Origin of the sequence: Ornithinibacillus sp. FSL M8-0202 (genome assembly GCF_037975285.1) — a bacterium.
Lineage (GTDB): Bacteria > Bacillota > Bacilli > Bacillales > Amphibacillaceae > Ornithinibacillus > Ornithinibacillus massiliensis.
In genome coordinates this window covers 2255611-2267764 of the sequence record NZ_CP150248.1, presented here as the reverse complement: position 1 = coordinate 2267764, position 12154 = coordinate 2255611, and the positions used below count along the sequence as shown (strand labels likewise).

Sequence of the window (12154 nt, the reverse complement as noted above, 5' to 3'; positions counted from 1 at the left end):
TAAAGGAAAAAAAACGAATGAATAGCATATCCCTCCCAATCTAGTAGCAGGCCTCACCGCCTTCTACGGGCGATAAGGTAAGCCCTCTCGCTCAAATCTATAGTTCCGGAGCTACTATTTATGCTTCATTCGGCTTACGATCAAATTCATTTCGTATGTCTCTGTGTAAAACCATGATAGTACATTTACGACTCCATAAATAATTGATGCCACATCATAAAGACAAGGATGGTCCATAGTTTTCTTGCGTTATTGTTATACCCTTTGTAATGACTCTTTAAGAGCTTCATGCAATAGGTTTTATCCAGAATGTGATCGGTGTTGCTTTCTTGAATGATTTCGGTTGCCCAATCATACAGTTCATTTCTTAACCAGCTTTTTAATGGTACAGGAAAACCTAGCTTTTTCCGATTGGTAACGTGCTCTGGAATGAAACCGATAGCAGCTTTACGTAATATTGCCTTCGTTTGTTTATTGGTAATTTTATAGGCTACTGGTATTTTGCTTGCAACGTCAAAGACTTCTTTATCTAAAAATGGTGTCCTAAGCTCAATGGAATGTGCTTTCGTCATTCGATCTGCCTTTCTTAATATATCCCCAGGTAGCCAAGTATGCATATCTACATATTGCATTTGATGAGCTGGATGGGCCTCTTTCACCATGGCAAATAAGTCGGCTGTCATATGCTTGTAAGTAATTAATTCATCATACGTTTTCATAAAGCGCCTTTTTTCATCTTCTTCAAAAATCTTAGCATTTCCAATATACCGCTCATGGAGTGGGGTGGTACCACGTTCTAGAAAGCTCCTTCCTATTATCCCCTCAGGAACAATACGAGATAGTGTTCTCAGCCATTTTCGTACCGTATCCGGTAGATATTGAAACACGTTTAACGAATGGAATTCATGATAGATGTTATAGCCTCCAAATAATTCATCAGCACCCTCACCTGATAGCACTATTTTCGTATGGTTACTTGCTTTTTTGGCAGCAAAATATAATGGAACACATGATGGGTCTGCTAACGGTTCTTCTAGCTGGTGAATAATAGTTGGTAGACTAGCTACAAATTCTGCCGGACTAATGAGATACGAGATATTCTCTACACCTAGCTCATCTGCGGTTTGCTGTGCAATGGGAATTTCAGAATATCCTTCTACATCAAATCCAACTGTGAACGTTTTTATACTAGGGTTAAACTGCTTGGCTATCCCAACAAGAAGGCTTGAATCGATACCACCTGATAATAATGCTCCCAAGGACTTTTCTTCTTGTATATGCACCTTTACTGAGTCTACTAAGATCTCTTGTATCCGATTAATAATTTGGTTCTCGTTGCCGTTTACGGGATGGAATGCTGCTTTAAAATAGGCATAGGTTTCTAGAGGTTGATAGGCTTTTTTGATTAAGTAGTGACCTGGTTTTAAGCTAGTAATTTCTTTTTTCAAGGTGAGTGGTGGGGGAATATATTGAAATGAAAAGTAGTGTTGTAATGCTTGGTAATGGAATGTTAGGTCTTTCCCTAGCCTAGTTATAGCTTGTATTTCTGTAGAAAATAGAACCTCCTCTTCTGTTTCCATCATGTAGAGTGGTTTAATTCCAAAGGGGTCTCTTGCAGCATAGAGAATCTTTTCTTGATAATCCCATATTACTATTGCAAATGTGCCCCTTAATAGTTGGAATCTCTTAACACCACATTCTAGAAATAGGTTACTAAGAACTTCTTCTGTTGTATCCAAGTTAAACTTATAGCCTTTCTTCTCTAGCTTTTTACGTAAGTCTCCCTTATTATAAATGGTTCCGTCGAAAACTAGTCCATATCGTTCATTATCGAATATAAAGGGTCGAACATTGCGATAATCGGTCCGTTTCATAACCAGAAAATCAGCTTGCTCCATACTTTCCATTTCATCATGCATTTCCTCATTCTTCAGCACCGTTACATTTTCCTCTTGCGTCGGTTTGCTATCTTGCTTAAATCTTTTAGATGTGAGTAAACCAACAAATCCAGACACACTAATTTCCCCTTTTCATATAGTAGACATATCTTTTGCAATATTATATTCAAACAAAAAAAGACTGACTCAAAATTATGATGAGTCGGTCTTTTATGTCTTCGTCGTTATACAATCTTTTGCTTTTTAATTTGTTTGCTTCGTAATTGTCCACATGCTGCATCTATGTCAGCACCATTTTCCCAGCGAACCCCACTATTAATACCATTTTTCTTCAATACTTCGTGGAATGCTTGGATGACGTGTGTCTCACTTCGTTGATACTGACCATGCTCCTCAACAGAATTGTAAGGGATGAGGTTCACATAGGAAAGATGGCGTTTGCTGCGCAGTAATTTAGCAAGCTGTATCGCTTCTTCCTCGTGATCATTGACATCCTTAAGCATAATGTACTCATACGTTATTCTACGATTAGAATTCTCTAAGTAATAATCTACAGCCTTCATCAGCTTTTCAATAGGAAATGCACGGTTTATCTTCATTATGCTAGTTCTTAGTTCGTTGTTCGGTGCGTGTAAGGAAATAGCTAGGTTTACTTGTAAACCGGTATCAGCAAATTCATAAATTTTGTGCGCTAAGCCACTAGTTGATACAGTAATATGACGCTGACCAATTTTAAGGCCTTTCTCATCATTTACGACTTTAATGAAATCAATTAAGTTCGTAAAGTTATCAAACGGCTCACCAATTCCCATTACGACAATATGGCTAACCCGTTCATCTTTTCCTTGTTCATCCAGATGCTTTTGCACCTTCATAATTTGCTCTACAATTTCGCCACTATCTAAATCTCTGCTCTTTCTAAGTAGACCACTAGCACAGAAGGTACAACCAATATTACACCCGACCTGTGTTGTGACACATACAGAAAGACCATAATTAAAACGCATCAGCACCGTTTCAATTAAGTTTCCATCTGCTAATTTGAACAGAAATTTAACTGTCCCATCTTTAGAGACTTGTTTGATTTCCTCTTCCAATGTTTCAATAACAAAATTCTCTTGTAATAGTTCAATCGTTTCTTTATTTACATTTTTCATTTCTGTAAAATGACGGACCCGTTTCTTATATAACCAATCCCAAACTTGTTCAGCACGGAATCTTTTTTGTCCTTTTTCTATTAACCATTCTGTTAATTGTTCCATTGTTAATCCATAAATGGATCTTAATTTCATAATATATCCTCATCTCCAAATAACTATATCGTACTATAACTAGTAATCGTATTCGCTAAATCACTTTCTAATCATACTTGATATAGTGACCGGAATCAAATTAAATTTCCCTTTTAGTATCTAGCTTTTACAGCCTTTTATATTAAGGTAAGTCCGTTTCTCCCATGAGATAGCGATCACATTCCCGTGCAACCTCTCTTCCTTCATGGATAGCCCATACAATTAGACTCTGACCCCTTCGCATATCCCCTGCAGAAAAAACACCTTCTACATTCGTTTGGTAGTCTCCATACGTTGCTTTCACTGTAGTATTGGAATTACGTTCAAGATTTAATTGATCGAGTAAGCCTTGTTCTGGGCCAGTAAATCCGATAGCAATTAATACTAAATCGGCAGGCCATATTTGCTCGGTTCCTTTTATTTCTTCACGGATTCTTCGCCCGTTTTCTATTTTGTTCCTCACATTAATCGTATGAACTTCTTTAATATGTCCGGTTTCATCTCCTACAAATTTCGTTGTCATGACAGCAAATGCACGTGGGTCCCTTCCCAATTTCCCTGCCGCTTCCTTATGACCATATTCAACCCGATGGATAATAGGGTATTGTGGCCATGGATTGGAAGTAGCATCACGCTCTGTGCCTTTCTTTTCATAAATATCAAATTGGGTTAGTGATTTGCAATTATGACGTACGGCAGTCGCCAAGCAATCCGTCCCCGTATCACCACCACCGATGACAATAACATTCTTATCTTTTGCGGAGATATAGTTATTGTCCTCTAGCCCTGAGTCCAGTAGGCTCTTCGTATTCTGATGGAGAAAGTCCATTGCATAGTGAACTCCCTTTAGATTGCTTCCTTCTACTGGCATAGTTCGATGCACCGTTGCACCAGTAGCTAGGATGATCGCATCATATTCCGACCTGAGCTTTTCTACTGGGATGTCCTTGCCAACTTCTGTATTCGTAATAAAGTGAACCCCTTCTTGTTCTAAAATGTCTACTCTTCTTTTCACCACCTGATAGGAAAGCTTCATCTCTGGAATTCCATAGGTTAATAGCCCACCGATACGATCTTCTCTCTCAAAGACCGTAACCTCATGTCCTGCTTGATTCAATTGTGCTGCCGCAGCTAAGCCCGCTGGACCAGAGCCGACTACTGCTACCCGTCTTCCGGTTCTTTTTTCTGGAGGATTTGCTGTTATCCAGCCCTCCTGAAAACCTTTTTCTACAATTGCACGTTCAATGGATCTGATGGCTACTGGTGGCTCATTAATGCCGAGGACACATGCCCCCTCACACGGAGCAGGGCATGCAATTCCTGTAAATTCCGGGAAATTATTTTTAGCATGAGCACGATGAAGCGCCTCTTGCCATTTTCCTTCATAAACGAGATGATTCCATTCCGGTATTAAATGATTTAAAGGGCACCCTGTTGTAACACCATTAATTTCCATGCCAACATGACAAGTTGGAACACCACACCCCATGCAACGGGCACCTTGTACCTGTATATCCTGGGCTGTAAATGAAGCTGTATAGTCTCTCCAATCCTTAATTCTATCCGTTGGCTCTCTTTCGGGTTGTGTTTGTCGTTCATACTGCATAAAACCGGTATGATTTCCCATAAAATCCCCCTTTTCGATTAAAAGCTAGGAAGCATTTCAGATTTTTTTCGATGATTAGCTATTCGTTGCTTATCCTTATGATGGTCACGTTGCCCATGGACCTCCTGAAAGGCTTGCATTTCTGCTTCATTCTTATTTAGCCCAAGCGCCATTAATGCCTTTATCCGCTCTTGTATTCTGGCATATGCCTTAGGGATAACACGGAGAAATTTCGCAGAATTAGTATCCCAATATGCTAAAATTCGTTCCGCATATACACTATTGGTATAGTGAACATGTTTTTCGATTAAGCTATATAGCTCATCGACCTCGGACAAATCCTCGAGACCTTGAATATGAAGCTTATCTGGATTTACTCTTTCACGGAATCTTCCATCTACATCATAAATATAGGCAACACCACCAGACATCCCAGCAGCAAAGTTCTTTCCTGTTAGGCCTAAAACAACCACTCTTCCTCCGGTCATATATTCACATCCATGGTCACCAACACCTTCTACGACGACATTGGCTCCACTATTGCGTACTGCGAAACGCTCCCCAGCGATCCCCCGTATGAAGGCTTCACCAGAGGTTGCCCCATAAAAAGCAACATTACCGACAATAATATTCTCCTCCGGTTGGAAGGTCACGACAGGGTCTGGATGAACAATAATTTTCCCACCAGAAAGTCCCTTTCCAACAAAGTCATTGGCATCTCCGATTAATCGTAAGGTGATCCCCTTTGGAATAAACGCGCCAAAGCTTTGACCAGCAGAACCACTAAAGTTCAACTTAATCGTGTCCTCTGGCAAGCCAGATTCACCACATCTTTTCGAAATCTCGCTACCTAATAATGTTCCTGTTGCTCGGTGAATGTTCCGAATAGCCGTTGTAAATTCTACTTGTTTTCCTTCTTTAAATGCACGTTTACAATTAGGGATTAGTTCCTGATAATCCAACGTAGAAGTAATCCCGTGGTCCTGCTCGATTTGTTTATAACGTGCTGTCATACCAGAAGCTTGCTTCGGCTGGTAGAGTAGACTTGCCAAGTCAATCGTCTTCGCCTTCCAATGTTCAATCTCGTCGTTAACCTCTAATACATCTGTACAGCCAACCATTTCCTCTATCGTTCTAAACCCTAATGTCGCCATGATCTCACGCGCTTCCATCGCAATAAAACGCATGAAATTAACGACATGCTCCGGCTTTCCGGAAAACTTTCTACGTAGCTCTGGATTTTGTGTGGCGATTCCAACTGGACAGGTGTCTAAATGACAAACTCGCATCATTACGCAACCTAACGCTACTAACGGTGCAGTAGAGAAGCCAAACTCCTCAGCCCCTAACAAAGCAGCAATAACAACATCTCTTCCTGTCATCAGCTTTCCATCTGTTTCCACTGCAACACGGTCACGTAGCCCATTTAACAATAAAGTTTGATGGACTTCTGCTAAGCCTATTTCCCAAGGTAGCCCTGCATGCTTTAAGCTTGTGTATGGTGCAGCACCAGTACCACCATCATAGCCACTTATTAGAATGTGATCTGCACGCCCCTTTGCTACTCCTGCTGCAATGGTCCCAACACCGACAGCAGAAACTAATTTCACGCTAATTCGTGCATTTGGATTCGTATTCTTTAAGTTAAAAATTAATTCTGCTAAGTCTTCAATGGAATAGATATCATGATGTGGTGGTGGTGATATGAGCTCAACACCTGGTGTTGAGTTCCGTACCTCGGCAACCCATGGATATACTTTGTTTCCTGGGAGATGTCCTCCCTCACCCGGCTTTGCACCTTGTGCTACTTTTATCTGAATCTCCTCTGCATGGACTAAATAATTACTTGTAACGCCAAACCTACCAGAGGCAACCTGTTTAATAGCACTTTTACGTAAATCACCATTGGCATCGGCTTGATATCGATCAACAGATTCTCCACCTTCACCAGAGTTACTTCTTCCTCCAAGACGGTTCATAGCAATAGCCAATGACTCATGCGCTTCCTTACTTAAAGCCCCAAAAGACATGGCACCTGTTCGAAAACGGGCACATATTGCATCCACAGATTCCACTTCATCAATCGGAATTGGCTTGCGTTTTTTAAATTGTAATAACCCTCTTAATGATTGTAAGTTCTCCTTTTCATTCGTAATCATGCTAGAGTAGTTTTTAAATAAGTCGTAATCCCCTGAGCGTACGGCATGTTGTAACGTATAGATTGTTTTCGGATTATATTGATGATCCTCGCCGTTCGAACGATATTGATAATCATCACCATCCTCCAAAGCAAGCGTCGTTCCACGTTTCGGCTTATACGCCTTTTCGTGGCGCATGAGAACTTCCTGTTGTATAATTTCTAGTCCAATTCCACCGATACGAGAAGCTGTACCTGTGAAGTATTGTTCTATCACCTGATTGGCGATTCCAACAGCCTCAAATATCTGCGCCCCCAGGTAACTTTGAATCGTAGAAATCCCCATTTTTGATAAAACTTTGACAATCCCATCTGTTACCGCATGAATATATTGATTGATAGCTTCTTCTACGGATTTAGCATTCATTTCATCGTTCTGCAAAAGGGCTTCGATTGTATCAAAGGCGAGATACGGTGTGATCCCCTCTGCCCCATAGCCAATTAAGGCTGCAAAATGATGAACCTCTCTCGGTTCCCCTGACTCTACAATAATGCTGACTTGTGTACGTAATCCTAAGCGAATCAAGTGGTGGTGTAGCCCACTTACTGCAAGTAAAGATGGAATCGCAGCTTTTGACTCAGAAAGCCCACGATCAGATAGGATAATAAACGTTGCCCCTTGTTCGATTGCCTGAACCGCTTGTTCGAGCATAGTATGCAATGCTTGTTCCATTTCATTGTGTATGCCAAATAAGGTAGAAATCGTCTTTGAACGGTAGCCGTGCATTCTATTATGGCGTAGCTTCTCTAGTTGTTGTTTCGTTAGGAGCGGTGTATTTAATCGAATTTTTTTGCAGCTATCTGCATTGGGAGCCACGATATTCCCCACAGGACCAATCGTGGTCGTTGTCATCGTGATCATTTTTTCCCGTATCGCGTCAATTGGAGGATTGGTTACCTGGGCAAATAATTGCTTAAAATAGTCAAATAAAAGCCTCGGCTTCTTCGATAAGACAGCTAATGGAGCATCATATCCCATAGACCCAATTGGATCCTTTCCACCTGATACTAATGGTTTCATCATTTTCTCTAATTCCTCACGGGTATAACCAAAGGCAACTTGATTTTCCAACAATTTCTTGCCTCGATAGGTTGGTTGAGATGTCGCTGTATTGGGAATAGTATCGATATCCTTCAGCTCCATCAACCATTCCTTATACGGCTTTTCCGTAGCAACTTGTAGTTTTATCGTTTCATCTGGTATGATTATTCCCTTTTCTAAATCAACAAGAAGCATCTTTCCAGGCTCTAAACGTTTCTTATACAAAATATCATCAGCGAATATATCGAGGGCACCTACTTCTGAGCCAAGAACAATCATCCCGTCCTTCGTTACATAATAGCGAGCAGGCCGTAATCCATTTCGATCGAGTGTGGCTCCAACCTGAACCCCGTCCGTATATACAATGGCACTCGGTCCATCCCACGGCTCCATAAATGTACTATGAAACTCGTAAAAATCTCTTTTCTCCTCTGCCATATGAGGATTATTTGCCCAAGGCTCAGGAATCATCATCATGGCAGCATGTGCTAATGAATAGCCTGATATGTGTAGGAATTCAAACGTATTATCAAATATCGAAGAATCACTTCCATCTGCATCGATGATCGGTAGTATTTTGTCTAAATCCTCCGCTTCAAAAAAACTAGATGTACATAATCTCTCTCGTGCTTTCATCCAATTGACATTTCCACGTATCGTATTAAATTCACCATTATGGATCGTATACCGATTAGGATGTGCTCGATTCCAACTCGGGAATGTATTGGTGCTGAAACGGGAATGTACTAATGCCAATGCGGATTTAAATTCAGGGTGGTTTAAATCAATGTAGAAGGAGTCTAATTGTTCTGGAATTAACATCCCTTTATATACGATGGTTCTAGATGATAGGCTGCATATGTAGGTGTCGTAATAAGCGGGATTTTGATTCATGACATACTCAATGCGTTTTCGGATTATATATAGCTTTCGTTCAAAGCTTTTACTATCCGTAATATCTGGAGATTTTTGGATAAAACCTTGTCTAATTGTTGGTTTTGTTTTAGCGGCAAGCGACCCAATAAAGGAATCATTCAGTGGAACTGGTCTCCACCCAAGGAAGGTCTGTCCTTCTTCTTCTACGATCGACTCAATAATTCGCTTACATTCTACCCTAGTTTCTAATTCATTAGGCAGAAATATCATTGCAATGGCATATTCCCCTGCTCGGGGTAATCGTACACCTTCTTTTGCACATTGCTTCTGAAAGAACCGATCTGGTATTTGCGTTAAAATCCCAGCACCGTCACCAGTGCTTGTATCAGCAGATTGTCCTCCCCTATGCTCCATATTACAAAGCATATTAATCGCGTTTTGGACAATACTATGTGTTCGATTTCCATTTATATTCGCAATCATACCTATTCCACATGCTTCATGTTCAAAAGCTGGGTTATATAAACCCTGTACTTTAGGGTAGTTACGTATCGTCATAACCTTGCTCCTTTCTGGATAACCTTTTTTCACAATCAAACAGTAATTCATATTATAGCACAATTCCAGTCAATACACAATATTCAGAAAGTTATATTTATGCAATCCTTTTTATATCAATAGTTGTAAACGCTAACATAGTAACGCGTTAGTTTTCAAGCGTTAAATTGGACTATAGCCTTTAATATATTTATTATTGCATACGAAGAGCGCATAAAAGGAGTGAATGAATTTGATATCAAATCATGCAAAAACTTTTCATCATATACCACTTTCTGTTTTAGATCTTGCACCCATTACAGAAGGAAGTAATGCGAGTGAGTCCTTTAAAAATAGTGTAGAATTAGCACAGCATGTGGAAAAATGGGGGTTTAATCGCTATTGGCTAGCCGAACATCATAATATGCCTGGTATTGCTAGCTCTGCTACTTCTGTTGTCATTGGCCATATTGCCGGGGCAACTAAGCACATTCGTGTCGGAGCAGGGGGAGTCATGCTTCCAAATCATGCGACACTAGTAATTGCTGAACAATTTGGGACATTGGAAGCCTTATACCCTGGGAGAATTGATCTCGGCTTAGGAAGAGCACCTGGTAGTGACCAAGCAACTGCTTATGCATTACGGAGAACCTTAAACGCGAGTGTAGAGGATTTTCCAATGCAGGTTAATGAATTGCAGGATTATTTCTCTGATGAGCCAGTTTCACGAGTAAAAGCCATACCTGGCCAAGGTGCGAACGTTCCGCTTTGGTTACTTGGGTCTAGTGGCTTTAGTGCACAGCTAGCAGCACATAAAGGATTACCGTTCTCCTTTGCTAGTCATTTTGCACCTGCATATTTATTCCAAGCACTAAAGTTGTATCGTGATAACTTCCAGCCATCTAACGTACTGGAAAAGCCATATGTTATGCTAGGTATAAATGTAATAGCTGCAGATACAGACGAAAAAGCTCAGTTTATTGCCACATCTCAACAGCAACAATTCTTAAACCTACGTCGTGGTAATCCTGGAAAACTGCAGCCACCAGTGAAGAATCTGGAAGAGCTGTATTCACCGGGAGAAATTGCAGCAGTTTCGGAAACACTCGATCCAAAAACAACCATTGTCGGAAGCCCTGACACCGTACGAAAAGGATTAGAGAGCTTTATCGAAGAAACACAAGCTGATGAATTAATCATCGGATCGCAAATTTTCCATCTTGAGGACCGTTTACGCTCCTTTGAGATTGTCGGGAATTTGATGAAGTAAATGAGGGCAGTGAGAAAAGAAGAAAGGTAACGGATTAAGCTTCACCGTTACCTTTTTCTTTTCTCATTTAGGGCACTGAGGGGCCTCCTCTGTTACCTTTTTTGCTTTTCCTCCTCATTTGGGGCACTGAGGCGGATCCTCTGTTACCTTTTTTTGCTTTTTCTCTTCATTTAGGTCACTGAGGCAGCTTCTCTGTTACCTTTTTTTGCTTTTCCTCTTCATTTAGGTCACTGAGGCGCTCTCTCTGTTACCTTTTTCGCTTTCTTTTCTGATTTAGGGCACTGAGATGACTCCTCTGTTACCTTTTTTGCTTTTCTTCCTCATTTGGGTCACTGAGGCGGATCCTCTGTTACCTTTTTCTGCTTTTCCTCTTCATTTGGGTCACTGAGATAACTCCTCTGTTACCTTTTTCGGCTTTTCCTCTTCATTTGGGTCACTGAGGCAGCTTCTCTGTTACCTTTTTCGGCTTTTCTTCCTCATTTGGGGCACTGAGGCGGATCCTCTGTTACCTTTTTCTGCTTTTCCTCTTCATTTGGGTCACTGAGATAACTCCTCTGTTACCTTTTTCGGCTTTTCCTCTTCATTTTGGTCACTGAGATAACTCCTCTGTTACCTTTTTCGGCTTTTCTTCCTCATTTGGGTCACTGAGGCGGATCCTCTGTTACCTTTTTCGGCTTTCCTTCCTCATTTAGGGCACTGAGGCGCTCTCTCTATTGAATTCATCTTGTCGGATAGCTTCGCGTTCCAGTATTCTATTCCTTAATCTCTAAACCTAATAGTCTCACAAAGCCAAGAGCTTGTTCGGTGGAGACTTTACAGCCTTGCATACTTTCTAATGAGACTTGTAATCTTTCAAATTTACAAGTGGATAGGTCGACACCTTTTAGCCTAGTATTGGAAAAATTCGCATCTTCCATATCGGAATACTGTAAGTCGACCTTTTCAAATTTACATTCGTAAAAATCGCTATTTTTCATTGTACAATCGAGAAAACGTACTTGTTTTAATTTAGCGTATCCATATGCACTAAAATTTATCTGGCAGCTTTCAAAAACAACATTCCCTAGGCTTGATTCCGCCAATCCAATCCCAATTAATTTGGACTGCTTGAACTCAACCCGATGGATACTGGATTTCGTAAAATCAACATTGGAAAGATCACATTGAATAAAGAGACAATCGGTTAATTCAATATGGGAAAAATCCCCTTCCAAGGTAACATGATCAAATACAACTTGATCAAAACGCGCCCTATCGATATCCTCACTCGAAATCAAGCAATCTTTGAACATGCAATTATCATAATATCCATCTTCCGAAGGCTGAAAAGCTGTGATTGGTAAATCTGCTGGTAATTTTGGCCGATTAATTTTCATTTCTTGCCCCATCATATCCTCCTTTATTACGAAACTATCATTAGTAAAATTCGTTTTTTT

At 40.5% G+C, this 12154-nt stretch carries 6 protein-coding genes; 1 reads left to right on the top strand and 5 read right to left on the bottom strand.

Annotated features, from left to right (window positions below; genetic code table 11):
* Positions 1-185 precede the first annotated feature (185 nt).
* The 4 genes from asnB to gltB all read right to left on the bottom strand — a co-directional run bounded on the left by asnB (position 186) and on the right by gltB (position 9469).
* The gene (gene asnB / locus MKY78_RS11795; RefSeq protein WP_339212863.1) at positions 186-2015 is read right to left on the bottom strand and encodes an asparagine synthase (glutamine-hydrolyzing); all 1830 of its coding nucleotides are present in this window, start codon (positions 2013-2015) and stop codon (positions 186-188) included.
* Positions 2016-2122: 107 nt separating this feature from the next.
* On the bottom strand, positions 2123-3190 hold the full coding sequence (gene rlmN / locus MKY78_RS11790) for a 23S rRNA (adenine(2503)-C(2))-methyltransferase RlmN (protein WP_339212861.1): 1068 nt from the start codon (positions 3188-3190) through the stop codon (positions 2123-2125).
* A 142-nt stretch (positions 3191-3332) separates the two neighbouring features.
* The gene (locus MKY78_RS11785; RefSeq protein WP_339212860.1) at positions 3333-4817 is read right to left on the bottom strand and encodes a glutamate synthase subunit beta; all 1485 of its coding nucleotides are present in this window, start codon (positions 4815-4817) and stop codon (positions 3333-3335) included.
* A gap of 17 nt (positions 4818-4834) precedes the next feature.
* The gene (gene gltB / locus MKY78_RS11780; RefSeq protein ID WP_339212858.1) at positions 4835-9469 is read right to left on the bottom strand and encodes a glutamate synthase large subunit; all 4635 of its coding nucleotides are present in this window, start codon (positions 9467-9469) and stop codon (positions 4835-4837) included.
* Positions 9470-9695: 226 nt separating this feature from the next.
* On the opposite strand from gltB, the gene MKY78_RS11775 reads away from it, so the two are divergent.
* Entirely contained in the window at positions 9696-10718 is a 1023-nt protein-coding gene (locus MKY78_RS11775; RefSeq protein WP_339212856.1) for an LLM class flavin-dependent oxidoreductase, read from the top strand.
* A 752-nt stretch (positions 10719-11470) separates the two neighbouring features.
* Here the strand turns inward: MKY78_RS11775 and MKY78_RS11770 are convergent.
* On the bottom strand, positions 11471-12106 hold the full coding sequence (locus MKY78_RS11770) for a pentapeptide repeat-containing protein (protein WP_339212854.1): 636 nt from the start codon (positions 12104-12106) through the stop codon (positions 11471-11473).
* Between the last annotated feature and the right edge of the window lie 48 nt (positions 12107-12154).

What these genes read in the sequence shown, in the direction of transcription:
- MKY78_RS11770 (WP_339212854.1), bottom strand. Translation starts at nt 12,106, where the DNA reads ATGGGGCAAGAAATGAAAATTAATCGGCCAAAATTACCAGCAGATTTA.
- rlmN (WP_339212861.1), bottom strand. Translation starts at nt 3,190, where the DNA reads ATGAAATTAAGATCCATTTATGGATTAACAATGGAACAATTAACAGAA.
- gltB (WP_339212858.1), bottom strand. Translation starts at nt 9,469, where the DNA reads ATGACGATACGTAACTACCCTAAAGTACAGGGTTTATATAACCCAGCT.
- MKY78_RS11785 (WP_339212860.1), bottom strand. Translation starts at nt 4,817, where the DNA reads ATGGGAAATCATACCGGTTTTATGCAGTATGAACGACAAACACAACCC.
- MKY78_RS11775 (WP_339212856.1), top strand. Translation starts at nt 9,696, where the DNA reads ATGAATTTGATATCAAATCATGCAAAAACTTTTCATCATATACCACTT.